Below are 23,381 nucleotides of genomic sequence, written 5' to 3'. Positions count from 1 at the left end.
CCCGAGGAGTCCCACGTTGAGCTTGTTCCGCGGACAAGGCCTCACCCTTGCCGCCGTCCAGACGCAGATCGATCCGGGTCGACGCGAGGAGAACCAGGCCCGTGCGGCGGAGCTGCTCGCCTCCGCGGCCGGGCAGGGCGCCGACCTGGCGTGTCTGCCCGCGTGCTTCGCCACCGGAGTGAACTTCCCGTCGATACGCAAGGACGCGACTCCGCTGGACGGACCCGTCATGGACTTCCTCGCCGGCCAGGCGCAGCGGCACGGTATGCACATCGCGGCCGGTGTCCTGCTGTCGGAGGGCCGGGACATCTACGATGCCGCCGTCCTGGTCGGTCCCGCGGGTGATCTGCTCGGGCTCTATCGCCGGGCCTCCCTGTGGGCCGGTGAGCGGGACTACCTGGCGGCCGGGGAGCCCCTCGACGCCATCACCACCCCGCTCGGCCGCATCGGCCTCCAGGTCAGCTACGACCTGCGCTTCCCGGAAGCGAGCCGACGGTTCCTCGTCCAGGGCGTCGACGTCATCGTGTGTGTCGCGAACCTGTTCGCCGACTTCTCGCACCACGTCAGGTCGCTCGCGCGCGCCCGCGCGGCCGACAACGCGACCGCCCTCGTGTTCAGCAGCTGCACCGGGGAGAACCGGTTCGTGGGCATGCCGTACGTGGGCCGTAGCTGCATCGTCGACGGCCTGACCGAGGGTGTCACGGCGGACGACGCCGACGTGCTGGCGGAGGTTCCGGCCGGCAGCCGCGAAGGCGTCGCGACCGCCACGCTGTACCCGCGTCAGCGCAGAAAGGCGGGCGCCGCGCTTCCGTTCCGCGAGGACACCGTGGCGACCTGGCGCACCTCCTACATCTGGGAGGGGCCATGACGGCGCCCGCGTACCGCCGGCGCAACGCCCGTGCGTCCTCGCCCGGGCCCCGGTTCCGTGTGTCCGAGTGGCTGGGAGACGTGTTCCGGCTGGTGGCCCTGGACCTTCGCCAGTTCTTCGACAACAAGCTGTACGCCGTCTCCACCTTCCTCACGTCTGTGTCGATGGTGCTGGCGTTCGGCGCGGCCACGGACCAGATGGCCAGTCCCACCGCGGACGCGGCCAACTTCTTCGATTTCGTGTTCCCCGGAATCCTGGCCGCCGGCGTGATGTTCAGCTGCACCTACTCCGTCGGCTACACGATCATCGTCGACCGGAACCGGCGCACGATCGAGGACCTGATCCTCTCGCCCCTGTCGTACTCGGGGTTCCTCCTGGCGCGATTCGTCGGGGTCACGCTGAAGTGCCTGTTCCAGTTCGCCGCCGTGCTGGTGCTCGGCCTCGTGGTGTTCGACGCCGCCGTCGAGTCCGTACCCCTCGCGATCCTCGCCTTCGTCAGCGGGTGCCTGGCGTTCGCGGGCCTCGGCGTCGTCGTGGCCACCTTCTCGAACGAGATCTCGTTCCCCGCCGTCGTCAACATCATCGTCATCCCGCTCATGTACTTCGCCGGCGTCTTCTTCCCGCTGCAGAACCTGGGGTGGGTGGGTGACGTGATGGAACGGCTCCCGCTCTCCGTCAACGTCGAACTCTTCAGGGCGGCCACCGGCCAGGGGCCGTCGCCGTCGGTGGAGATCCTCACCCTGGCCGTCGCCTACGCCGTCGTGGCGGTGGGCGTATCGGCGTACGCCTTCAGACAAAGGATCGGCCGTGGCTAGCGCACACGACACCCCTACCCCGGTGCTCCAGGTCTCCGGCCTGGCCTACCGCGTCAGTCCGGAGTTCGGCCTGCGGGACATCGACTTCGACGTCGACGCCGGTGAGGGCGTCGCGATCATCGGATCCAACGGCGCGGGGAAGACCACCCTCATCAGGCTCGTCGCCGGCCTGCTCAAGCCCCGGGCCGGAGACGTGAGAGTGTGCGGCACCGACGCCCGGCGCTGGGGCAGGGTGAGCGGGCACCTCGGTTACGTCCAGCAGTCGAAGGAACTCCCCGACGGAGTGACGGTCGAAGCGTACGTACGCCATCAGCTGCGCCTCCACCGGGCCGAGCCGGCCCGGCTGGGCGAACTCCTCGCCCTGGCCGAGCTGGAGAGCTACGCCGGTCAATACGTGCGGACGCTGTCGGGCGGCAGCCAGCGCAAGCTCCACATCATCACGGCCGTCGCGCACCGGCCCGACCTGCTGATCCTCGACGAGCCGACCGCGGGCCTCGACGCCGCCGCACGGCAGACGCTGCTGCACATGCTGGCCGGCCTGAAGAAGGACGGTGTCGCGGTGCTCTACGCGAGCCACCACCGGCAGGAACTCGATGCCCTGGCCGACTCGGTCGTCGTCCTCCACCGAGGCCGACAGGCCAAGGACGCCTCGCTGGAGGACATCGCCCGCTCGGCAGGGAACCCGCGACTCGTCCTCGAATCCCATCCGGACGCCGATCCCGGGCCGCTCCAGGAGTGGTCCGAAGGGCTCCTCCTGAGCCATGAAGGCGTCCAGGCGGTCCACCCGACGCGCACGGGTGCGGCCATCGAACTGCACGACGGTGAGCACCCCGAGGCGCTCGGGGAGATCGTCGCACTCGCGCATGCCGGCGGCATCAGGCTCCGCGCCGCCTTCTACAACCGGGCCACTCTCGCGGAGATCGTCCGGACCATCGCCCAACACCAAGGATTGGGAGAGAGCTGATGAGCATCACCACGACGAGCATGCCGTTCTGGAAGGAATACCCGGAACGGGACAGCGAGTGGGTCCGGCAGTACCCCACCAAGCACGTCATGGTCACCGAGGAGGAGGTGTTCCCGCCCAAGCCGATGGGTGTGTACATGCACATCCCGTTCTGCAACCGGCTGTGCTTCAGCTGCCCGTACATCAAGTTCCAGACGGAGCGCGATCTCACCCTGGCCTACCTCGACGCGCTCAAGGCCGAGATCACCAACTACGCGAACCGGCCGTACATCCAGGACCACCGGATCACGCTCGGCTACATCGGCGGCGGCACGCCCACCTCGCTGACGGCCCAACAGCTCGACGACCTGCTCGGGCACCTGCACAACAGCTTCGACTTCGCGCCCGACGCCGACTTCTCCATCGAGACCACGCCGATCGACATCACCGAACGCAAGGCGAAGGTGCTGCTCGAACGGGGCGTTCGCCGCATCAGTCTCGGCGTGCAGACGTTCGTCGAGGAGGAGCTGAAGAACCTGGGCAGGCCCAGCGACCCGGAGATGCTCAAGGCCAGCATTCGCCTGCTGCAGGACGCCGGTTTCGAGAACATCAACATCGACCTCATGCACGGCATCAACGGGCAGACGATGGAGGGCTGGGAGCACAGCCTCGACGTGGCGATCGAACTCGGCGTCACCTGCGTGTCGTTCTACACCTACATGGAGTTCGCGCAGGTCTCCACCAAGCGCCGCAAGCTGCCGCCGGTCCCGGACCGCGAAACCGTCGACGACATGTTCTTCTTCGCCGCCGACAAGCTCACCAAGAACGGCTTCCTGGGCTACTACGGCGACTGTTTCGCCAAGCCCGGCTACCAGCCCAAGTACGGCGAGACGTCGTGGAGCGAGGACATCCCCATCATCCCGCTCGGACCCACCGCCACCGGCCACCTGCGGGAGCACTGGTACTTCAACGAACCCGACATCGGCAGGTACGTCCAGACCGTGCGGGAAGGACGCCTGCCCATCTCGATGGGGCGGCACATCCCCAAGCCGGAGGCCATCCGCAGGTCGATGGTGCTGGGCGTCAAGGCCGGCCGGGTCAACCGTGAGCGCTTCATGCGGCTGCACGGCGTGGACTTCATGGAGATGTTCGCCGACGAGATCTCCGACCTCGTCGAGAAGGGACTCGTCGAGGTCACGGACGACGGCATCGAGGTGACCGGCCCCAAGGGCTGGTACTACCTCGACAACATCTCCAAGGCGTTCTACTCGCCGGAGTTCCGCCGGTATCCGCAACACCTGGGGGCCGACATCACCGGGTTCATCTCCCCCCAGCGTTCCCTTCCTCTTGCCATCGTCAACGGTGATTCCCAGGGAGGCTGCCATGACTGTTGAGGCACCGCTGCTCGACCTCGCCGAGAGGGTTCCGCTGACCCAGCCCTTCACCGACATGGAGGCCGTTCGCGCCTACGACCTCGGCATGCGACGCTCCGCCCTGATGGCGTACAAGCGCCCGACGGAGCGCATCCTGGCGGCTCACCACGAGGGCATGACCGACTTCGTCGACATCGGGTTCAACACGGGGCTGCTGTCCCTGCACGTCTCCGGCCGCCTGCCCGAAGTCGCCGTGTCGGGCGTCGAGGAGCACAACAACCTCGTGGACGTCGCCGAGGACAATCTGACCCTCTGCGTCTGGTCCAACATGGCGGGCGATGTGGAGTTCGAGCACTCCAAACTCAGCCGGCTGCCCTTCGCCGACGACTCCGCGGACATCGTCTACTCGTTCTCCTCGTTGCACCGCTGGCGCCGCCCCGTGGAGACGCTCAAGGAGGCAGCGCGCATCTGCAAGCCGGGCGGGACGGTCCTCATTGAGGACGTGAACCGCCTGGCCGAAGAGGGGCACATCACGTTCATCCTCCAGTTCGTCAAGGAGGGAGGCGAGCAGTTCATGCGCTCGCTCAAGGCCGCCTACTCGCCGGAGCAGGCCCAGGAGCTGCTGCGCGAGGCCGGGCTCGACGACTGGCACGTCGTGGAGGAGGATCTCGGTCTCGTCATCTCCAACCGCCCCGTCACCCCGGTGAGCATGTGATGGGCCGCCTCAGGATCGCAGTCGTCCAGATGGAGTCGAAGCTGGGGCGGGAGCCGGCCAACCTGCGCCGGGCCGAGCGCTATGTCAGGCAGGCCGCAGGGGACGGCGCGGACCTCGTCTGTCTTCCGGAGGCGTTCCTCACCTCGGGCAACATCCTGGAAGTCGCCGATGTGGCGGTTCCCATCCCCGGCGACGCGACCGATCAGCTGTGCCGCGTCGCCGCCGAGCTGGGGGTCCACATCGTCGCGGGACTGCTCGAGCGGGGTGAGGACGCCTCGTACTACAGCACCTCGGTACTGATCGACCGGACCGGGGAACTCCGCGGCACCTACCGGCGCGTCCACCGCCACGAGCTGGAGAGCCGCTATCTCGCCGGGGGCACCGAGTACCCCACGTTCGATCTCGACATCGGCCGCGTCGGTCTCATGCAGGGATACGACGTGAACTTCCCCGAAGTGTCCCGGGAGTATCTGCGCCGGGGGGTGGACGTCCTCGTGTGCTCCGCGCTGGTGCCGGACATGTTCACGTACCTGGTCGACATGCGTCTGCCGGTGCGGGCGGTCGACGGCGAGTGTGTTCTCGCCTTCGCCTCCGGCGTCGGCAACAACCTCTACGCCGGCTTCGGCTACATGGGGCGCAGCCAGATCCTGGCCGACCCCCTCTTCCTCGAGTCGGAGCGCTTCGACTTCGAGGACGGGGACGAACGCATGGTGCTGCTCGCCGAGGGTGAGGGCGTGGGCATCGTCGAGGTCGACATCGACAGGATGCGCCGCTACCGGGACAAGGCGACGCTGCGCAACGACTCCCGGCCGGGCACCTACTGGCGGCCCGTCGCCGACGCTGTCACCGCAACCGGACCGGCCACGGCGGCCCTCCAGACGTAGGAGCGTTCCATGCGAGTCCTCCTGATATCCACCAACAAGATCCGAGTACCCCGGCCCGCCCTGCCGATCGGCATGGCCTACATCGGCGCCGCCATCAAGAAGTCCGGACACGAAGTCGACGTCCTGGACCTTCTGTGGGAGTCACGCGAGCTCAAGGCAGTCCGCGAGAAGCTGACGTCCACCACCTACGACGTGGTGGGGATTGCCGTCCGCAACCTCGACAACCTCACCTTCGTCGACCCGATCTTCTTCGGCCCCCTCACCGAGAAGATCGTGCGGTGCGTCCGCAAATACACCAAAGCCACCGTCGTGCTGGGCGGTTCCGGCTTCTCGGTCGAGCCCCTGGCGTTCTTCGAGTACGCCCAGCCCGACTTCGGTATCGCCGGCGAGGGCGAGGTCGGCATGGCGCAGTTGCTGCAGTATCTGGAGGTCGGCGGCTCGCTCGACACCATCTCCGGTCTCTGCTACGTCGACGACGAGGGCTGCTTCGTCCACAATCCGCCCAACACGGGGTTCGACATCGGCGCACTGGTGCCCGACCGGTCCCTCTACGATCCCCGGTACTTCGAGGAAGGAGTGTCGGCCGCGTCCGACCTCACGCGGGACACGCAGCCCGCGATCGAGACCCTCCAGACCAAGCGTGGCTGCAAGCTGTACTGCTCCTACTGCATCATCCGCAAGACCGAGGGCAAGGGGAACCGCTTCAAGGAACCGGCGGCGGTGGTGGACGAGATCCAACGGGCGATGTTCGAGAACCCGGAGGTCAAGGAGTTCGAGATCGTCGACGCCACCTTCAACTTCCCGCTCGACTACGCGGCGGACGTGTGCAACGAGATGGTCAAGGCCAAGCTCGACGTCCCCTGGTACTGCCAGTTGACGCCCAACGCGGTGACCCCGGAGTTCGTCGAGCTGCTGGCCGCGGCCGGCTGCATCCGTGTCGACCTCGGCACCGACGCGTTCACCGACGAGGCGCTCGCCGACCTGCTCAAGGGCTTCGATCTCGCCCGGGTCGTGGAAGTCGACCGCTGGTTCACCGCCAGCAGTATCGAGCACACGCACTGCGTCTTCCTGGGCGGCCCCGGCGAGACCTCCGCGGCACTGCGCGAGTCCATCGACTTCACCGAGCGCTACCTCAACCCCGCCCAGATCTACGCCAACCTCGGCATCCGCATCCTCAGCGGCACCAAGCTGCTGAAGCAGGCGGTGAAGGCCGGAATCATGGAGGAAGGCCAGGGCACCTTCGTCCCGGCCTACTACGTCGAGCCCGAGATCGTGCGGGACCGGGACACGCTCGACTTCGTGCGGAACGCCTACCTGAGCCACAAGAACTGGTACCTGTGGTGGGGGCTGAGCGGCCAGAGCCTGAGCGACCGTGCGCAGTACTCGGCCGAGACGGTCGCCGAGATGCAGCGCGAGTACACGTACGTGATGGCGGACAAGACGCGTCTGAAGCCCGCGCGGCCCAAGTCGAAGCCGGTGGCGCTCACGCTCGGGGCACCCGCATGACCCCCGATGCCGCGGCCACCGAACTGCGCGAGCTGCTCGCCCGCCACGCGGACCCCGTGTTCGCGGACGGGATGCAGCGCTACTTCCGCACCCATGTGCCGGCGCTCGGGGTGGGCAACCGCGCCGTCGCCGACCTGACGTACCGCTGGGTGGGCGAACATCCGGATCTCTCGCCCGCGGACCGGCTGGCGATCGCGGACACGCTCATCGGGCAGTCGAAGCACCACGAAGAGACGCTCGCCGCATTCGCCCTTCTGCACCGGGTGGCCAAGCGGCAGCTGGGCGGAGAGCTTCTCGACCACGCCCGCGTCTGGCTCGACCGCCAGGTGACCAACTGGGCCCAGTGCGACGACCTGTGCCTCAAACTGCTCTACCCCTACCTCCTCGGTCATCTCGACGAGATGTCCCGGACCCGGGCGTGGATCCACGGCGGCCCGTGGGCGAGGCGGGCGGCCAATGTGGCGGTGGTCAAGTTCGTGCGCCGGCAGGTGGGCAAGACCGTCTACGAGCTCCCGGTCAGCCACGTGTTCGACAACTGCACCGCGTTGATGTCCGACGAGGAGTTCTACGTCCAAAAAGGCGTGGGATGGCTGCTCAAGGTCACGGCCCAGGTGCATCCGGAGGCCGTGGCGGAGTATCTGCGCACGTGGCACACACAGATGGGGCGCGACACGTTCCGGTACGCGCTCGAAGGGATGAGCGCCGATGACCGGTCCGCACTCATGGCACTCGACGGAGGTGTGCGCGCGTGAGCGACCAGAACGGCTATGTGCACCGGCCGGGTATCCACAGCGAGAGTGCCTGTCAGCGCAACATCCTTGCCGCCGGCGGCCACGACGTCGATGAGCACGTCATCTTCGGCCTGGACGGCGGCTTCGGCTTCTCGTACTTCCCCACCCGGGGCAACACCCCCGACATCATCGTCGGGAAGCAGGTGGTCATGCCGCTCCGGGCGGCACGGCTCCTCGGCGTCGAGGTCCATGCGCACACCCCCAAGTCCACCGCGGGGCTCGCCGCGCTGCTGGAGGTGGTACCGGCCGTCACGACGCGGGTCGACATCGGCCTCATGCCCTACTGGGGACTGGAGGGCCGGGCCTCGTTCGGCGGGTACTTCGTCAATGTCGTCCGCGCGAGGGGAGAGGACGAGTTCGAGGTCTCCGACCCGGCGTTCGACAGCAGCGTGCTGGTCCGTGCCGAGGATCTCAACGCGGCGCGCTCCAGCCGGAGTTCGCCGCCGCTGAACCCGGACTGGCGGACCTACACCTTCGGCTCGCCACGCAACACCCCCCGGCTCGACCTGGTGGGGCCCGTCGCCGTGCGCACCCTGAGCCGAGAGGTGCTGAGGCCGGGGAGCCGAAGCCTGGGCATCCCCGCCATGAAGGTGCTGACGACCACCGCCCCCTCCTGGCCGGCGAACAAGCGCGGTGAGGTGGAGGACGTCGACCTCCAGGGCCACGTCATCACCACGAGCGCTCTGGCGCGGCAACTCCTGCACCTCGGGCGCCAGATCGAGTCCTTCGGCACGGGGGGCGGGATGTTCCGTCCCGTGATCGCGCGCTTCCTGAGCGCCGTCTCCGAGCACTGCGACAACCCCCGGTACGCCGAAGCGGCCGATCTCTTCGGCCAGAGCGCGGAGCACTGGACCGGGCTCGGGAAGGCGCTGCTGGCACGCAGCGCGTGCGCCGAGGAATCGGAACTGAAGGGTCTCGTCGACGAGGTCGTCACCTCCGTCCGCGCGTCCATGGATCTGGAGAAGCGGGCCCTGGCGGGCCTGACGACCGTGTAGGAGGGGCATGGACGCGGACGAAGCGGTCCTGAAGCAGGGACCCACGATATGGAATCAGTACGCACGACGTCAGAGAGCCGAGGGCCGCCGGGCGGATCTGCGTGACGCAAGCCTGTCGGGTGCCGATCTGAGCGGGACGGATCTCGCCCATGCCGATCTGCGCGGGGCCCAACTCAGCGCGTCGTATCTGATGTCCGCCGATCTCCGCGGCGCCGACCTCGACGGCGCCGACCTGAGCGAGGCCTATCTGATCCGCGCGGACCTGGTGAACTCCCGCCTCGTCGGAGCCAGCCTGGACGGCGCCGACCTCAGCGGCGCCGACCTCACGGGCGCGCACCTCGATCCATCGTTCACGCGGTCACAGGTCATCTCCGACTACCTCACCATCTGGCCGGAGTAATCGTGGGCGCCACCGTCTCGATCCGCCGTCAACAGGCAAGGAGTTCCCGATGATCGTCCTGGGCTACAACGGATTCGGCAAAGCCGCGGAGCTGTTCGCCCGCCTCTACCGGGCGACCGGAATCGACCGTCATCTGCTGTTCGGCCATGACTCCGCGGCGGCCCTGATCGTCGACGGCGAGCTGGTGGCGGCGGTCGAGGAGGAACGCCTCAACCGGGTGAAGAAGACATCGAAGTTCCCGGTGAACGCCATGAACTGGTGCCTGGAGACCGGTGGTGTCTCCTTCGACGACGTCGACGTGGTGGCCTTCTCCTGGCAGTTCTCCGACGACGTGATGGACCAGATGATCGCCGAGATCACCGAGGACCACTCGGCGAGCACGGCGGAGAAATTCTCGCGGCTCGACCGCCTCGCGGAGACCTACGCGGCCCTGTTCAGCAAGGAGGCGATCCTGGCCGACTTCTTCGAACACACCGGCCACCATCTCGACCCGGGGAAGCTCGAACTGGTGCCGCATCATCTCGCCCATCTCATGACCGGCTACCACCTGGCCGGTGGCGGCGACGCCGCCTTCGTGGTCAGTGACGGCCGCGCGGAGTGGCTGTCGGCGATCATGGGGGAGATACGTGACGGCCAGGTACGGGTTCTCGACGACGTGACCATCGACTCGCGGCACTCCCTGGCCATGCTCTTCTCGGTGGTGACCAGATACCTCGGCTTCGTGCCGAACAACGACGAGTACAAGGTGATGGGGCTGGCCGGCTACGCACCGCCGCCCGCGGACAACCCCTTCCTCGAGCATGTGGTCGAGCTACTGCCCGACGGCACCTATACGATCGCCTACCCCGCGAGCGCGGTCCCCGCCTACTACGCGCTGTTCGACCGCATCTTCGACGGCGATCCATCCCGGCGGGAGGACTTCGACTTCCGGGTGCGTGTCGCGAGCGCCGCCCAGCAGATGATCGAAGTGGTGACGGCCGCCCAACTCGAGGTGCTGGAGCGCCGGAGCGCGCTGCCCCGGCTGATCTTCGAGGGCGGCCTCGCACTGAACTGCGTGAACAACACGAAGCTCCTGGAGGGCTCTCGCTTCGCCGACATGGACGTGAGTTTCGGAGCGTCCGACGTCGGGGTGGCGCTGGGGGCCGCCTTGCACGCCAGCCGGGAGGCAGGTGACGCGCCCCGGCCCGGCCCGTCGCCCTACCTCGGTCCCGCGTTCGACCGCGAGGACATCCTGGCCGCACTCGACAAGTTCTCCCAGCAGGTCGAATGGCGCGAGGTCGCCCCCGAGCAGGTGCCCGCCGAGACAGCCGCGCTGCTGGAGGACGAGAGCATCATCGGATGGTTCCAGGGACGGATGGAGTACGGGCCGCGGGCCCTGGGCAACCGGAGCATTCTCGCGAACCCCCGCTTCCCCGGCATCAAGGACTCGATCAACGAGCGGATCAAACACCGGGAGCAGTTCAGGCCCTTCGCCCCCGTCGTCCTGGAGGAACGCGCCTCCGAGGTCTTCGAGACCGGCAGGAAGCACTCCTCGCCGTACATGACGTTCGTGTTCCCCGTGCGACCCGCATACCGGGAAGTGATCCAGGGCGCCTGCCATGTGGACGGCACGGCCCGCATCCAGACGATCACCGACGACTCCAACCCGCGGCTCGCGCAGGTCCTGCGCCGCTTCAACGAGCTGACCGGGGTGCCGTGCCTGATCAACACGTCCTTCAACGTGGCCGGCGAGCCGATCGTCTGCTCTCCCGTGGACGCGCTGGCCTGCTTCCTGAACACGGAGATGGACCACCTGGTACTCGACACCTTCTTCGTGCGGCGCTCCGTGCAGAGGTGAACCGGAAGAGCGGCGCGCGTACGGCAGTTCGAGCCCCTTCCGTGCCGAGTCCGCTCTATCGGGTCGTTCTCCCGGACATCCAGGGCACATCGCCGGTGGGCGTGACATCCTGAGGATTCTCCATACGGTAGGTAGCCGAGCCACGTGCACGGAGCGGTCATCCGCTCGGCATGCTCACTGCCGCTTGTCACCTCTCGGGACTGAGTCCATCCATGCTGAACTATGACGTGAAGAAGGACCTGCGCAGCCTGTTCACCGCGAAGAAGAGGTTCGAGGTCGTCGATGTGCCCGCCATGAAGTTCCTCATGGCGGACGGTGAGGGCAGCCCCAACACATCGCAGCTGTACGCGGACATCGTGCGCGCGCTGTACGCGACCGCGTACGCCGTCCGTGCTCTCGCCATCGACGAACTCGGCAGGAAACACACCGTCGGTCCGCTGGAAGGCTTGTGGTCGGCCGACGACCTCAAGGCCTTCACGTCGTCACGCGACGAGAACGAGTGGCAGTGGCGGCTCATGATCGTTCAGCCCGACTGGATCACCGACGAGATCGTCGGCGAAGGTCTGAAGCGAGCGATCGAGAAGAAGGATCTGGCCGCCGGCGACCGCGTCCGCTTCGGCGAGTTCCACGAGGGCAAGGCGGTCCAGGTCCTGCACATCGGCCCCTACAACCAGGAGGGGCCCACGATCGCGCGGATGCACGACGAGTACATGCCGCAGCAGGAACTCAAGCCCCGCGGGGACCACCACGAGATCTACCTCTCCGACGCACGGCGCACCGACCCGTCGCGGCTGCGCACCATCCTGCGCCAGCCTGTCGAATCCACCGGGAGCTGATTCCGGACCCGGCCGTTCGCGCTTTCCTGGAAGCGCGGAGGCGTGACGTACCCGTGCTGCTGTCGGTGCGCCGCGCATGAGGTTCGGCCGACCGAGGCGGGGCCCGTGCGGGCTTCGCCGGTGCCATAGGGCCTTGTGAGAGGCTGGGCCGTATGAATCGGCTGGCCGACGAGACCTCGCCCTATCTGCTTCAGCACGCCTCGAACCCCGTGGACTGGTGGCCCTGGGCGCCGGAGGCTTTCGAGGAAGCGCGAAAGCGCGGCGTACCCGTGCTGCTGTCGGTCGGCTACTCGGCCTGCCACTGGTGTCATGTCATGGCGCACGAGTCCTTCGAGGACGAGACGACCGCCTCGTACATGAACGAGCACTTCGTGAACGTCAAGGTCGACCGCGAGGAACGCCCCGACGTCGACGCCGTGTACATGGAGGCCGTGCAGGCCGCCACCGGTCAGGGCGGCTGGCCGATGACCGTCTTCCTCACCCCCGATGCCGAGCCCTTCTACTTCGGTACGTACTTCCCGCCGCAGCCCCGCCAGGGCATGCCCTCCTTCCTTCAGGTCCTCGACGGGGTCACGGTCGCCTGGCAGGACCGGCGCGAGGAAGTGGCCGAGGTGGCGCAGAACATCGTGCGCGATCTCGCCGGGCGGTCCCTCGCGGTCGGCGGTGCCGGAGTGCCCGGGGAGGAGGAGCCGGCCCAGGCGCTGCTCGGGCTCACCCGGGACTACGACGAGCGGCACGGCGGCTTCGGGGGCGCGCCCAAGTTCCCGCCGTCGATGGTGCTCGAGTTCCTGTTGCGGCACCACGCCCGCACCGGAGCCGAGGGCGCACTCCAGATGGCAGCGGACACCTGCGAGGCGATGGCCCGCGGCGGTATCTACGACCAGCTCGGCGGCGGGTTCGCGCGCTACTCGGTGGACCGGGAGTTCGTGGTGCCGCACTTCGAGAAGATGCTCTACGACAACGCCCTCCTGTGCCGCGTGTACGCCCACCTGTGGCGGGCCACGGGCAGCGACCTCGCCCGCAGGGTCGCCCTGGAGACCGCCGACTTCATGGTGCGTGAACTGCGCACCGCCGAGGGCGGGTTCGCCTCCGCGCTCGACGCCGACAGCGACGACGGCAGCGGCCGGCACGTCGAGGGCGCGTACTACGTGTGGACGCCGCGGCAGTTGCGCGAGGCCCTGGGCGACGACGAGGGGCAGCGGGCCGCCGAGGCCTTCGGGGTGACGGAGGAGGGGACCTTCGAGGAAGGCGCCTCCGTGCTGCAACTCCCGGACGGGGAAGCCGATCCGGGCATGCGGGAGCGGCTGCTCGCCGCGCGGGAGCTGCGGCCCCGGCCGGAGCGGGACGACAAGATCGTGGCCGCCTGGAACGGGCTCGCCATCGCCGCGCTCGCCGAGGTGGGCGCGTACTTCGAGCGCCCGGACCTGATCGAGCGCGCCACCGAGGCGGCGGATCTGCTCGTCCGTCTGCACATCGACTTCTCCGCCACCGGAGCGCGGCTCACGCGCACCTCCAAGGACGGCAAGGCCGGTCGGAACGCCGGTGTGCTGGAGGACTACGCCGATGTCGCCGAGGGCTTTCTCGCGCTCGCGGGCACGACCGGTGAGGGGGTCTGGCTGGAGTTCGCCGGGTTCCTGCTGGACATCGTCATCGACCGGTTCACCGGTGAGGGCGGCGCGCTCTACGACACGGCGCACGACGCCGAGCGGCTGATCCGCCGGCCGCAGGACCCGACGGACAACGCCGCTCCGTCCGGGTGGACCGCCGCGGCCGGTGCGCTGCTGACGTACGCGGCGCACACGGGCTCCCAGGCCCATCGCACGGCCGCCGAAGGTGCGCTCGGTGTGGTGAAGGCGCTCGGACCGCGGGCTCCGCGGTTCGTCGGCTGGGGGCTCGCGGTGGCCGAGGCGCTGCTCGACGGGCCGCGCGAGGTGGCGGTCGTCGGCCCGGAGGACGACCCGGCGACGAGCGAGCTGTTCCGTACGGCGCTGCTGAGCACCGCGCCGGGTGCGGTGGTGGCGGCGGGATCACCGGACAGCGAGGAGTTCCCGCTGCTGAGGGACCGTGCGCTGGTGGAGGGCCGCCCGGCGGCCTATGTGTGCCGCGACTTCACCTGTCGGATGCCCACCACGGATGCGGACGAGCTGGCCGGCCAACTCGGTGCATGAGACCACCGGGTGACCGACGCGCGAGGTGCTGGCGACACGCCGGTCCTGTCCCGGTAGGCGAACGAGGCGCGCGGCCCGGAGCTCACCGAAGGCGCAGGCCGCCCTGGAGGGTGTCCAGCGTCCGGTGGACGAGCGCGACCAGGTCGTCCTGCTGGCCGCGCTCGGCCCAGTGGATCAGGGCCTCCCGCAGCGCGCCCATGACGGCCGCCGTGAACACCCGCACGTCGAGGTCGTCGGGCTCCCGCCCGGCCCGGCCGGCGATCGCGCGGGCCAGCAGCAGGGCCGTCTCGGCCATGGTCCCGGTCATCCGCGCGCGGAGGGCCGGGACCTCGACGATGAGCCGGCTGCGCTGACGCATCTCCTCGGGCTCCTCCGCGAGCATGGCGGCGAACGCTTCGGTGAGGGCGGCCCGCAGGGACTCCAGCGGCGGTTCGGCGGCGGGACGGGCCCGCAGGAGGGTTTCCACGGCCCGGTCGTACTCGTCCGCGAGGACGATGTCCTCCTTGGTCGCGAAGTACCGGAAGACCGTGGACGGCGACACGTCCGCCGCCTCCGCGATCTGCTCGACCGTGGTCGCCTCGTACCCGTGCGCGGCGATCAGCCGGAAGGTCGCGCGGCGGATCGCGGTCCGGGTCCTGAGCTTCTTGCGTTCGCGCAGGCCCGGCCGCGGGGGTGCCGCGACGGGTGGGTCGCCGGACGGGCTGCGTGTGGTGGCCGCCATGGCGGTCATTGTGCGCCATCGGCCGGCTGCGGAGCCGCTTCGGCGGCCCGGGGAGCCGCTGTCGAATGACAGCGGCTCTCACATGCTGGTGGCCGTCAGTGCTCGTAGGCGACCAGGGAGATTCCCACGTAGTGCACGACGAAGGCGGCGAGGGTGAGCGAGTGGAAGACCTCGTGGAAGCCGAACCACCGGGGGGAGGGGTTGGGCCGCCGGAGGCCGTAGACCACGCCGCCCGCGCTGTAGAGCAGCCCTCCGACGACGACACAGACGAGCACCGCGATACCGCCGGTACGCAGGAAGTCGGGGAGGAAGAAGACCGCGGCCCAGCCCATCGCGATGTAGCAGGGCGTGTAGAGCCAGCGCGGCGCGCCCACCCAGAAGACGCGGAAGGCGATCCCCGCGACCGCCGCCGCCCAGATCGCCCACATGAGTGGCCGGGCGGTCGCGTCGGGGAGCAGCAGCATCGTCAGCGGCGTGTAGGTGCCGGCGATGATCAGGAAGATGTTGGCGTGATCGAGCCTGCGCAGCACGGCCTCACCGCGCGGACCCCAGTTTCCACGGTGGTAGATCGCGCTCACGCCGAACAGCAGGCAGGCGCTCAGCACATAGACCGCACACGCGATACGCGCCTCGGTGGAGCCCGCGGAAGCTGTCAGCACCAGCCCCGCGACCAGGACGGCCGGGAACATGCCGGCGTGCAGCCACCCGCGCAACCGGGGCTTGACCGGGGGCGGTTCTATCTCTGTCACGTCGGGCGCTGCAGGCGTCATGTCTGGATGGTACCTACGCAACCGTAGGTAACGGACGTCTCCGGGCAGCGTGAGCTCCGACTCCTTCGGGGTACCCGAGTGGCAATGCTCACGTGAGACGCCCTCTGGACATATGGGCGCACTCCACCGATGATCAGATGAGTGCGGTCGGCACCGGATGAGCGCCAGAAGAGTGAAGGGTCCGAAGCATCCGGGTCGCAGCCCCCACGGGGCACCAACCACCAAACCCTCTCTTAGGAGCGATCGTGGCGCGCGACATCGCGGCTCCCACCACCGTCCCCACCAGCCACCAGGAGCTCATCTCCTGGGTCGACGAGATCGCAGCAATCACGGAACCGGACAGCGTCGTCTGGTGTGACGGATCAGAAGCCGAGTACGAGCGCCTGTGCGGAGAGCTCGTCGCCAAGGGAACGTTCACGAAGCTTGACCCCATCAAGCGTCCGAACTCCTACTACGCCGCGTCCGACCCGACCGACGTCGCCCGTGTCGAGGACCGCACCTTCATCTGCTCCGAGAAGGAGGCGGACGCCGGCCCCACGAACCACTGGAAGGCCCCCGCGGAGATGAAGGAGATCTTCGCCGGCGAGAAGGGGATCTTCCGCGGCTCGATGCGCGGCCGCACGATGTACGTCGTGCCGTTCTGCATGGGCCCGCTGGGCTCGCCGCTGTCGGCCATCGGCGTCGAGATCACCGACTCCGCCTACGTCGCCGTCTCCATGCGCACCATGACCCGCATGGGGCAGCCCGTCCTCGACGAGCTCGGCTCCGACGGCTTCTTCGTCAAGGCCGTCCACACCCTCGGTGCGCCTCTCGCCGAGGGCGAGGAGGACGTGCCCTGGCCGTGCAACTCGACCAAGTACATCTCGCACTTCCCCGAGACCCGCGAGATCTGGTCGTACGGCTCCGGCTACGGCGGCAACGCCCTGCTCGGCAAGAAGTGCTACGCCCTGCGCATCGCGTCCGTCATGGCGCGCGACGAGGGCTGGCTCGCCGAGCACATGCTGATCCTCAAGCTCACGCCCCCACACGGTGAGTCCAAGTACGTGGCGGCGGCCTTCCCGTCCGCGTGCGGCAAGACGAACCTCGCCATGCTGGAGCCCACCATCTCCGGCTGGACCGTGGAGACCATCGGCGACGACATCGCGTGGATGCGGTTCGGCGAGGACGGCCGGCTGTACGCGATCAACCCCGAGGCGGGCTTCTTCGGTGTCGCGCCCGGCACCGGCGAGCACACCAACGCCAACGCCATGAAGACCCTGTGGGGCAACGCCGTCTTCACCAATGTCGCGCTCACCGACGACAACGACATCTGGTGGGAGGGAATGACCGAGGAGGCCCCGGCCCACCTCACGGACTGGAAGGGCAACGACTGGACGCCCGCGTCCGAGACGCCGGCCGCCCACCCCAACGCCCGCTTCACGGTGCCCGCCTCGCAGTGCCCGATCGCCGCGCCGGAGTGGGAGGACCCGAAGGGCGTGCCGATCTCGGCGATCCTCTTCGGCGGCCGCCGCGCCTCCGCCGTGCCGCTGGTCACCGAGTCCTTCACCTGGAACCACGGTGTCTTCCTCGGCGCGAACGTCGCCTCCGAGAAGACCGCCGCGGCCGAGGGCAAGGTCGGCGAGCTGCGCCGCGACCCGTTCGCGATGTTGCCGTTCTGCGGCTACAACATGGGCGACTACATGGCCCACTGGGTCAAGGTCGGCGCCGACAAGGACCAGGCCAAGCTCCCGAAGATCTACTACGTGAACTGGTTCCGCAAGAACGAGGCGGGCAAGTTCGTGTGGCCCGGCTTCGGCGAGAACAGCCGCGTCCTGAAGTGGATCGTCGAGCGCCTCGACGGCAAGGCCGAAGGCGTCGAGACCCCGATCGGCATCCTGCCGACGCGTGAGGCGCTGGACACCGACGGGCTCGACATGCCGGAGGAGGACCTCGACTACCTGCTCAAGGTCGACAAGGAGATCTGGCGCGAGGAGGCCGCACTGGTCCCCGAGCACCTGAACACCTTCGGCGACCACACGCCCAAGGAACTGTGGGACGAGTACCGGTCGCTGGTCGCCCGCTTGGGCTGACGCGCCCTCGGCGCTCGCGGCGGATCCGTCCGACAGCCGCCCTGACCTGTGGGGTCACCTCAGGTCCGCCGCGTTCCCGGCCCCCGGAAGCCCCCTCAGGCTTCCGGGGGCCGGACCCTTTCCGGCATCCGTGGGGCTCTTTCACACCGGGCCCCACCGGTCCTCCGGACAGCGGGTGTGGGTCTGCCGGCGGCGGGACTCGTCGCGGCGGTGAACTCGGCGGCGGCACCCTGTGGCCGGAAGCCGTGCCGTACGGCCGGTTCGCGCAGCCGCCGGTCGGAGCCGAGCAGTTCGCCGAGCGCCCGTCCGTCCTCGGTGAGCGGGACGAGCGTGTGCCGCCCGCCGTCGGCGACGTACGAGGCCGCGGCCGGATACAGCGCCCCGGAGTTGGAGGCGACCATGGTGAAGGCCCTTGCTGCCAAGGGATGTACCGTCGGGACAGAGACCTCGGGCTCCTGGGCCATGCAGGAACTGCCCCTGAAGGTGCAGGACTTCGCCTTCCCGTCGTCCAAGGCGCCGGCCGACGAACTGCGGCGCGGGTCGGGCGTCGGCGGCGGTCCGATCCGCCACACGGTCTTCGTCGGGTCCTGGCTCTCGCGGCCTGCGACGACGATTCCCACGATGCGCCTCACCGCACGGAGAGTGCTCGCATTACACATTCCGGGATGACTTCGGTGGGGTTCCCGGCCCCGAAATCCACTGCCGGCCGGGATTCCCCGAGGGGCGAGCCCCGCCCCGGGCTTGGTGGCACCCGGCCCACGCGCCTCCGCGGCCCGTGGACCGGGGCCGTCAGGGGGCGCCGACCAGGCGCGGTTCGGCCAGTGCGGCGGCGTGGGCGTCCATGCGCTCGGCGGAGAGGATGGCGACCGCGGTGTCCGCGCGGGACGCCGCGACGACGAGGGCACGGCCGGCCAGGTCGTGGGCGCGCCGGTGCAGGGCGGGGGCGTCGCTGCCGCGCCGCAGGCCCGCGTTCCGTACGGGGGGCGTGCCGCGCAGGCGGGCGATCTGGGACGCGATCTGCTCAGCGGCGTCGTCGATCCCGAGTTCGTCCGTGACGGCGAGCAGCGCGGAGAGATGGCCGGCGAGCTGGATGTCCAGCTCCTCCTCGCGACTGCGGTGCGGGTACGCGTCGTCGTCGGCCATCGAGTGGATGGACTTGGTGCGGATCGGCTCGTACATGGGGATGGCCTCCTGCTCACTGTCAGGAGACCATCCTACATTGGATACTGTCTAAAGTTGAGCCCGGTCGGAAATCTTGCGCGCGGACCGGTCAGGGCTGGCTGTAACCGTCCAGGAAGTTCCCGATCCGGGTCACCGCGTCCGCCAGCTCCTTCGCTGCGGGCAGCGTGACGATGCGGAAGTGATCGGGGTCGGGCCAGTTGAAGCCCGTCCCGTGGACGACCATGATCTTCTCGGCGCGCAGCAGGTCGAGCACCATCTGGCGGTCGTCCTTGAGCTTGTAGACCTGGGGGTCCAGCCGCGGGAAGAGGTACAGCGCCCCCTTCGGCTTCACGCAGGTCACCCCGGGGATCTGCGTGAGCAGGTCGTACGCCACGTCCCGCTGCTCCAGGATCCGTCCGCCGGGCAGCACCAGGTCCTCGATCGACTGCCGTCCGCCGAGCGCGGTCGCCACCGCGTGCTGCGAGGGCATGTTCGCGCACAGCCGCATATTGGCCAGGATCGTCAGGCCCTCGATGTAGGACGAGGCGTGGGACTTGGGGCCGCAGACCGCCATCCAGCCGGAGCGGTAGCCGGCGACGCGGTAGTTCTTGGAGAGCCCGTTGAAGGTGAGGACCATCAGATCGGGCGCCACGGCGGCGGTCGGGGTGTGGGTGGCACCGTCGTAGAGGATCTTGTCGTAGATCTCGTCGGAACAGACGATCAGACCGTGCCTGCGGGCGATCTCGGTGAGACCGCGCAGCATCTCGTCGTCGTACACCGCGCCGGTGGGGTTGTTCGGGTTGATGATCACGATCGCCTTGGTGCGGTCGGTGATCTTCCGTTCGATGTCGGTGAGGTCCGGCATCCAGTCGGACTGCTCGTCGCACCGGTAGTGCACGGCGGTGCCGCCGGCGAGTGAGACGGAGGCCGTCCACAGCGGATAGTCCGGAGCGGGTACGAGCACCTCGTCGCCGTCGTCCAGCAGCGCCTGCATGGACATCTGGATCAGCTCGGAGACGCCGTTGCCGAGGTAGACGTCCTCGACGTCCAGGTCGATGCCCTTGGTCTGGTAGTGCTGCATGACCGCGCGCCGGGCGGACAGCAGCCCCTTGGCGTCGCCGTACCCGTGGGCGTCACCGAGATTGCGGAGGATGTCCTCCAGGATCTCGGGCGGGCACTCGAACCCGAAGGCTGCGGGATTGCCGGTGTTGAGCTTGAGGATGCGGTGACCTGCTGCCTCCAGCCGCATCGCTTCCTCCAGGACCGGGCCCCGGATCTCGTAACAGACATTGGCGAGCTTCGTCGACTGGATCACCTGCATGTCCGTGAGCTTACGGGCGCGTAACGGCGATCGCTGCATGTTTTCGCCCACGACGGCCGGTGGGAATGTCCGCTTTTGGTGTGCGGCCTCGGTCGAGGAGGCCTCGGCCCTTCGAAACGTCAGCCGATCCGGGCCGGCTGCCTGCGATGTGCACGGCGCGGGCCCGGCGTGCCGACCGTGGATGTTGTGCTCGTCACGCATCGGACGGGGCCGCGGGGGAGCGGCCGACCAAACCGTCGTCCCGGCCACCGCACGGGTGACCGGGACGCCGTGCTTACTCAGGTCGGTTCAGAAGGGGCTACGGGCACTCCTTCCAGGCCATCCGGTAGACGGTGTTGATCGCTCCGTCCGTCGAGTCCATCGTCATGAAGCTCGTCGTCTTCTTCGGGTCGGAGGTGCCGGCGTTCACGCGCACCTCGGTGTTGATGTTGAAGTTGCGCTTCGCTCCGCACGCGGCCCAGACGAGCTGGCCCCACTCCGTGGTGTCGGTGGCCTGCCAGTTGTCCTGGACCGGCCCGCTGAAGGGGTGGGTTCTCGCCGCGGTGTCCGGCGATCCCTGGAAGTAGTACGAGGCCTTCTGGGTGGCGGTCGCCCCTCTCTCCAGGCTGGCGAAGCCGCGGTAGTCGGCGCTGGCGACCGCGTACGTGAAGCCGCTCGGCACGTGCACGATCAGGCTGAGCTGGCAGTTCTTACGGAAGTCGGTGGGCGAGGCTCCCACGCCGACCTTCGCGAGGTACTCGCTGTAGGTCACGGTGAAGGCCGTGTTGTCCGGGGCGACCGCCACCGCGGCGCTGCCCGGACGACATCCGGATCCGTTGACCGTCGCGACCTCGATCACGATTTTGTCCGGGGGCGCGACGATGGACGCGGATGCGTTCTGAGAGGCCAGCAGCGAACCCAGAATTGCGGCTGTCGCGCCGCCCGCTAAAAGTGCACGGGACATGATTCTCCCATCGGGGGAAATGTGAGGGGTCGATCCGGAAGAATGCATGGGCTAGCCATGGACATGTCAACCCTTCAATGATTTCCGGGTGTTTCTCGAAGAGCCGGATCGAGGGGAATGCTAGGTACCAACGCGGGGGCTGGCTAGGTGCGTTATCGGCCTACTCGGCCTGAACGGGCGCGCAGTAACCGCAGGGCTCCACGACAACGGCCCCGAGGGCACTTTCGTGCTCCTCGGGGCCGCTTTGTGCTGAATGTCAGTCGTTGGCGCAGGCGTTGCCGAAGGCCGGGTTCAGCAGCGCGATCACGTTCACCGTGTTGCCGCAGACGTTCACGGGCACGTGGACGGGAACCTGGACGAGGTTGCCGGACAGCACGCCGGGCGAACCGGCAGCGGCGCCCTCGGCACCCGAGTCGGCCATGGCGGGGGCAGCGGAACCCAGGGCCATGACGACGCCCGCGAAGACGACTGCAGCCTTCTTGCTCTTCATTTCTTTGATCCTTTCAGCAGTGGTGTCGTACGCAGGTGCGACCGTCGCGCTGCGCTGCCAGTTTCCTGTTCATGAACACCCCTGCAAAATGAGTAACGATTGAATTCCCGCAAGGAAACTTCCTGAGGGTCATGAGTTTGGAAATCATCTTCCCCGTGGCACCGGAAGAATTGACACCTCTCATGAATGCGCCCCCGAGCGCACAACGCTCAGGGGCGCACAGCCGACTGATGGAATCAGTCGTTGGCAGCGCCGTTGCCCGAGAGGACCGGGATCTGGCTGAGGATGTGCGACAGCGGGTCGTCACCCTTGACCTGGGTCGAGTTCTCGGTGCACTGCTGGTTCTGCTGGGTCGTCAGGATGTCCTGGACCGTGATCGGGATGAGGCCCGCGACGGAACCGATGTCACCCTTGATCGGCAGGCCGACACAGGGCTTGTTCAGCGAGCCCTGGATGAGGCCGATCTGCGGGCTCATGTCGCCGTCCGTGGCGAAGTTGCCGTAGGCCTGCGAGGCGCCGTTGCCGCTCAGCGCGGTGGTCTCGTTGCCGTCACCGACGGCCAGGGCCTGCGGGGCCATCGCAGCGCCGACGCCCACCATCGAAGCGGTGACCGCTGCGGTAGCCAGAATCTTCTTGATCACTTTTTGTCCCTTTTCGCTTTGAACGTTCGATCGTGGAGCAGGCTGATCAACTGCATTCGACGGGTTTGGTTCCGCGCCTTCACCCGAATGCCACAATCTGTTGGCGCCCGGCACGGTGCATCGGCGGAAGGCCGACACGCGGCCCTCCGCCGATGGGGCGGATCGCCATACCGGGTGCGTCATGCGAAAACACGCACGACCGCCCCACGGCGCAGTGCGCCGCCGGCTGGGGGCTTTCACCCGGAAGCAGATCCCATACGCGGCCTGCACGGCCATTCAAGCACCGGTGCGCGGCCGCACCGTTCCGATGTCACCCGTTTGCCGAATGAAATCCGGACTCCCGGGGTTTTTCGTGCCGGATGCGCAATGTCGCGGTCCGCACGGCAATCGAGTCGGTGAAATCAAATGACAATCGTGGCGACGGAATCCGCGTCCGTCGAAGAGCCCGGACGGCACCGGGAGCCGCGAAGGAGTCGGCGGCGGCCGGGCGTTCGCCCGGCTTCCGGTGATCACGGGTGCGGCGGGGTTGCCGGTTTCGTGGGTCACCACGATCCTCTGGACCGGCTGGGCGTGACCTCCGCGGGTGACCTCCCTCGTACGACAGCACCGGGCCCCCCGTGCCGATGGCGACGGGGGGCCCGGTGCTTGCCGGCAGGTGGGACTACTCGTTGCCCACGCCGTTGCCCGAGAGCACCGGGATCTGGCTGAGAAGGTGCGACAGGGTGTCGTCGCCCTTGACCTGCGTGGAGTTCTCGGCGCACTGCTGGTTCTGCTGGGTCGTCAGCAGGTCCTGGACGGTGATCGGCACGGCGCCGATGACGGAACCGACGTCGAGCTTCGCCGGCAGGCCGACGCAGGGCTTGTTGAGCGAGCCCTGGACGAGGCCGAGCTGGGTGCTCTGCTCACCGTCGGTGGCGAAGTTGCCGTAAGCCTGCGAGGCGCCGTTGCCGCTCAGCGCCGTCGTGTCATTGCCGTTGCCGACGGCCATAGCCTGCGGGGCCATCGACGCCCCCGCGGCCGCCACGGAAAGGGTGATCGCGGCAGTTGCCATAACCTTCTTGAGCATGTTCCGTCCTTCTGTCGCCTGGTTGCCCACTGCTGGAGCGCCCTGACAACCAGTGGCCCCGGGGAATG

The 23,381-nt window shown here is 68.3% G+C and carries 23 protein-coding genes and 1 pseudogene; 15 read left to right on the top strand and 9 right to left on the bottom strand.

Features of this window, described 5'->3' with window-relative positions; translation table 11 throughout:
• Positions 1 to 16 precede the first annotated feature (16 nt).
• From RPQ07_RS13850 to RPQ07_RS13790, 13 genes are all read left to right on the top strand, one after another.
• A complete protein-coding gene (locus tag RPQ07_RS13850; RefSeq protein ID WP_313944443.1) occupies positions 17 to 868 on the top strand; it encodes a carbon-nitrogen hydrolase family protein in 852 nt (283 codons plus the stop codon).
• A complete protein-coding gene (locus RPQ07_RS13845) occupies positions 865 to 1,683 on the top strand; it encodes an ABC transporter permease (RefSeq protein ID WP_313944442.1) in 819 nt (272 codons plus the stop codon). The genes RPQ07_RS13850 and RPQ07_RS13845 overlap by 4 nt, the downstream gene beginning before the upstream one ends.
• Positions 1,676 to 2,647, top strand: a complete 972-nt coding sequence (locus tag RPQ07_RS13840) for an ABC transporter ATP-binding protein (RefSeq protein WP_313944441.1) — start codon at positions 1,676 to 1,678, stop codon at positions 2,645 to 2,647. The genes RPQ07_RS13845 and RPQ07_RS13840 overlap by 8 nt, the downstream gene beginning before the upstream one ends.
• Positions 2,647 to 4,020 (top strand): coproporphyrinogen-III oxidase family protein, encoded by a 1,374-nt coding sequence (locus tag RPQ07_RS13835; protein ID WP_313944440.1) that lies wholly within the window; start codon positions 2,647 to 2,649, stop codon positions 4,018 to 4,020. Before RPQ07_RS13840 ends, RPQ07_RS13835 begins: the two co-directional genes overlap by 1 nt.
• Positions 4,010 to 4,714: a class I SAM-dependent methyltransferase gene (locus tag RPQ07_RS13830; RefSeq protein ID WP_313944439.1), complete on the top strand. Its 705-nt coding sequence runs from the start codon at positions 4,010 to 4,012 to the stop codon at positions 4,712 to 4,714. The genes RPQ07_RS13835 and RPQ07_RS13830 overlap by 11 nt, the downstream gene beginning before the upstream one ends.
• On the top strand, positions 4,714 to 5,598 hold the full coding sequence (locus tag RPQ07_RS13825) for a carbon-nitrogen hydrolase family protein (RefSeq protein ID WP_313944438.1): 885 nt from the start codon (positions 4,714 to 4,716) through the stop codon (positions 5,596 to 5,598). The genes RPQ07_RS13830 and RPQ07_RS13825 overlap by 1 nt, the downstream gene beginning before the upstream one ends.
• 9 nt (positions 5,599 to 5,607) lie before the next feature.
• The gene (locus RPQ07_RS13820) at positions 5,608 to 7,104 is read left to right on the top strand and encodes a B12-binding domain-containing radical SAM protein (RefSeq protein WP_313944437.1); all 1,497 of its coding nucleotides are present in this window, start codon (positions 5,608 to 5,610) and stop codon (positions 7,102 to 7,104) included.
• Positions 7,101 to 7,856: a DNA alkylation repair protein gene (locus tag RPQ07_RS13815; RefSeq protein WP_313944436.1), complete on the top strand. Its 756-nt coding sequence runs from the start codon at positions 7,101 to 7,103 to the stop codon at positions 7,854 to 7,856. The genes RPQ07_RS13820 and RPQ07_RS13815 overlap by 4 nt, the downstream gene beginning before the upstream one ends.
• Positions 7,853 to 8,890, top strand: coding sequence for a BtrH N-terminal domain-containing protein (locus RPQ07_RS13810; protein WP_313944435.1), 1,038 nt, complete (start codon positions 7,853 to 7,855; stop codon positions 8,888 to 8,890). Before RPQ07_RS13815 ends, RPQ07_RS13810 begins: the two co-directional genes overlap by 4 nt.
• A gap of 7 nt (positions 8,891 to 8,897) precedes the next feature.
• The gene (locus tag RPQ07_RS13805) at positions 8,898 to 9,290 is read left to right on the top strand and encodes a pentapeptide repeat-containing protein (RefSeq protein ID WP_313944434.1); all 393 of its coding nucleotides are present in this window, start codon (positions 8,898 to 8,900) and stop codon (positions 9,288 to 9,290) included.
• Between the two features lie 49 nt (positions 9,291 to 9,339).
• Entirely contained in the window at positions 9,340 to 11,127 is a 1,788-nt protein-coding gene (locus RPQ07_RS13800) for a carbamoyltransferase (protein WP_313944433.1), read from the top strand.
• A gap of 212 nt (positions 11,128 to 11,339) precedes the next feature.
• Entirely contained in the window at positions 11,340 to 11,963 is a 624-nt protein-coding gene (locus RPQ07_RS13795; protein WP_313944432.1) for a GyrI-like domain-containing protein, read from the top strand.
• Between the two features lie 152 nt (positions 11,964 to 12,115).
• Positions 12,116 to 14,131 carry a thioredoxin domain-containing protein gene (locus tag RPQ07_RS13790; RefSeq protein ID WP_313944431.1) on the top strand — a complete coding sequence of 672 codons (2,016 nt, stop codon included), beginning with the start codon at positions 12,116 to 12,118 and terminating at the stop codon, positions 14,129 to 14,131.
• Between the two features lie 82 nt (positions 14,132 to 14,213).
• Here RPQ07_RS13790 and RPQ07_RS13785 read toward each other — a convergent pair whose 3' ends face one another.
• Complete coding sequence (locus RPQ07_RS13785) at positions 14,214 to 14,852, bottom strand: TetR/AcrR family transcriptional regulator (RefSeq protein WP_313944430.1); 639 nt, start codon at positions 14,850 to 14,852, stop codon at positions 14,214 to 14,216.
• 95 nt (positions 14,853 to 14,947) lie between these two features.
• Positions 14,948 to 15,622, bottom strand: a complete 675-nt coding sequence (trhA, locus tag RPQ07_RS13780; RefSeq protein ID WP_313944429.1) for a PAQR family membrane homeostasis protein TrhA — start codon at positions 15,620 to 15,622, stop codon at positions 14,948 to 14,950.
• Positions 15,623 to 15,867: 245 nt separating this feature from the next.
• Here trhA and RPQ07_RS13775 point away from each other — a divergent pair, with 245 nt between their 5' ends.
• The gene (locus tag RPQ07_RS13775) at positions 15,868 to 17,691 is read left to right on the top strand and encodes a phosphoenolpyruvate carboxykinase (GTP) (protein WP_313944428.1); all 1,824 of its coding nucleotides are present in this window, start codon (positions 15,868 to 15,870) and stop codon (positions 17,689 to 17,691) included.
• 95 nt (positions 17,692 to 17,786) lie between these two features.
• On the opposite strand, the pseudogene RPQ07_RS13770 reads toward RPQ07_RS13775, so the two are convergent.
• A pseudogene (locus tag RPQ07_RS13770) lies at positions 17,787 to 18,026 on the bottom strand (hypothetical protein); the annotation flags it as partial.
• 127 nt (positions 18,027 to 18,153) lie between these two features.
• Here RPQ07_RS13770 and RPQ07_RS13765 point away from each other — a divergent pair.
• On the top strand, positions 18,154 to 18,360 hold the full coding sequence (locus RPQ07_RS13765) for a hypothetical protein (RefSeq protein ID WP_313949144.1): 207 nt from the start codon (positions 18,154 to 18,156) through the stop codon (positions 18,358 to 18,360).
• Positions 18,361 to 18,480: 120 nt separating this feature from the next.
• Here RPQ07_RS13765 and RPQ07_RS13760 read toward each other — a convergent pair whose 3' ends face one another.
• From RPQ07_RS13760 to RPQ07_RS13735, 6 genes are all read right to left on the bottom strand, one after another.
• A complete protein-coding gene (locus RPQ07_RS13760; RefSeq protein WP_313944427.1) occupies positions 18,481 to 18,870 on the bottom strand; it encodes a hypothetical protein in 390 nt (129 codons plus the stop codon).
• A gap of 91 nt (positions 18,871 to 18,961) precedes the next feature.
• Positions 18,962 to 20,173, bottom strand: a complete 1,212-nt coding sequence (locus RPQ07_RS13755) for a pyridoxal phosphate-dependent aminotransferase (RefSeq protein WP_313944426.1) — start codon at positions 20,171 to 20,173, stop codon at positions 18,962 to 18,964.
• Positions 20,174 to 20,471: 298 nt separating this feature from the next.
• Entirely contained in the window at positions 20,472 to 21,116 is a 645-nt protein-coding gene (locus RPQ07_RS13750; protein WP_313944425.1) for a DUF4360 domain-containing protein, read from the bottom strand.
• A 256-nt stretch (positions 21,117 to 21,372) separates the two neighbouring features.
• Positions 21,373 to 21,606, bottom strand: coding sequence for a chaplin (locus RPQ07_RS13745; protein WP_384443863.1), 234 nt, complete (start codon positions 21,604 to 21,606; stop codon positions 21,373 to 21,375).
• Positions 21,607 to 21,842: 236 nt separating this feature from the next.
• Positions 21,843 to 22,247: a rodlin gene (locus RPQ07_RS13740; protein ID WP_313944424.1), complete on the bottom strand. Its 405-nt coding sequence runs from the start codon at positions 22,245 to 22,247 to the stop codon at positions 21,843 to 21,845.
• A gap of 661 nt (positions 22,248 to 22,908) precedes the next feature.
• Positions 22,909 to 23,313 (bottom strand): rodlin, encoded by a 405-nt coding sequence (locus RPQ07_RS13735; RefSeq protein ID WP_313944423.1) that lies wholly within the window; start codon positions 23,311 to 23,313, stop codon positions 22,909 to 22,911.
• Positions 23,314 to 23,381 lie beyond the last annotated feature (68 nt).

Origin of the sequence: Streptomyces sp. AM8-1-1 (genome assembly GCF_032229325.1) — a bacterium.
GTDB classification, from domain to species: domain Bacteria; phylum Actinomycetota; class Actinomycetes; order Streptomycetales; family Streptomycetaceae; genus Streptomyces; species Streptomyces achmelvichensis.
The sequence above is the reverse complement of the archived record's forward strand: the minus strand, read 5'-3'. Positions and strand labels throughout refer to the sequence as shown.

Excerpts from the sequence above, each read along its gene's own strand:
- RPQ07_RS13845 (WP_313944442.1), top strand. The coding sequence starts at position 865 with ATGACGGCGCCCGCGTACCGCCGGCGCAACGCCCGTGCGTCCTCGCCC.
- RPQ07_RS13835 (WP_313944440.1), top strand. The coding sequence starts at position 2,647 with ATGAGCATCACCACGACGAGCATGCCGTTCTGGAAGGAATACCCGGAA.
- RPQ07_RS13830 (WP_313944439.1), top strand. The coding sequence starts at position 4,010 with ATGACTGTTGAGGCACCGCTGCTCGACCTCGCCGAGAGGGTTCCGCTG.
- RPQ07_RS13825 (WP_313944438.1), top strand. The coding sequence starts at position 4,714 with ATGGGCCGCCTCAGGATCGCAGTCGTCCAGATGGAGTCGAAGCTGGGG.
- RPQ07_RS13820 (WP_313944437.1), top strand. The coding sequence starts at position 5,608 with ATGCGAGTCCTCCTGATATCCACCAACAAGATCCGAGTACCCCGGCCC.
- RPQ07_RS13815 (WP_313944436.1), top strand. The coding sequence starts at position 7,101 with ATGACCCCCGATGCCGCGGCCACCGAACTGCGCGAGCTGCTCGCCCGC.
- RPQ07_RS13805 (WP_313944434.1), top strand. The coding sequence starts at position 8,898 with ATGGACGCGGACGAAGCGGTCCTGAAGCAGGGACCCACGATATGGAAT.
- RPQ07_RS13800 (WP_313944433.1), top strand. The coding sequence starts at position 9,340 with ATGATCGTCCTGGGCTACAACGGATTCGGCAAAGCCGCGGAGCTGTTC.
- RPQ07_RS13795 (WP_313944432.1), top strand. The coding sequence starts at position 11,340 with ATGCTGAACTATGACGTGAAGAAGGACCTGCGCAGCCTGTTCACCGCG.
- RPQ07_RS13790 (WP_313944431.1), top strand. The coding sequence starts at position 12,116 with ATGAATCGGCTGGCCGACGAGACCTCGCCCTATCTGCTTCAGCACGCC.
- RPQ07_RS13785 (WP_313944430.1), bottom strand. The coding sequence starts at position 14,852 with ATGGCGGCCACCACACGCAGCCCGTCCGGCGACCCACCCGTCGCGGCA.
- trhA (WP_313944429.1), bottom strand. The coding sequence starts at position 15,622 with ATGACGCCTGCAGCGCCCGACGTGACAGAGATAGAACCGCCCCCGGTC.
- RPQ07_RS13765 (WP_313949144.1), top strand. The coding sequence starts at position 18,154 with ATGCAGGAACTGCCCCTGAAGGTGCAGGACTTCGCCTTCCCGTCGTCC.
- RPQ07_RS13760 (WP_313944427.1), bottom strand. The coding sequence starts at position 18,870 with ATGTACGAGCCGATCCGCACCAAGTCCATCCACTCGATGGCCGACGAC.
- RPQ07_RS13755 (WP_313944426.1), bottom strand. The coding sequence starts at position 20,173 with ATGCAGGTGATCCAGTCGACGAAGCTCGCCAATGTCTGTTACGAGATC.
- RPQ07_RS13750 (WP_313944425.1), bottom strand. The coding sequence starts at position 21,116 with ATGTCCCGTGCACTTTTAGCGGGCGGCGCGACAGCCGCAATTCTGGGT.
- RPQ07_RS13745 (WP_384443863.1), bottom strand. The coding sequence starts at position 21,606 with ATGAAGAGCAAGAAGGCTGCAGTCGTCTTCGCGGGCGTCGTCATGGCC.
- RPQ07_RS13735 (WP_313944423.1), bottom strand. The coding sequence starts at position 23,313 with ATGCTCAAGAAGGTTATGGCAACTGCCGCGATCACCCTTTCCGTGGCG.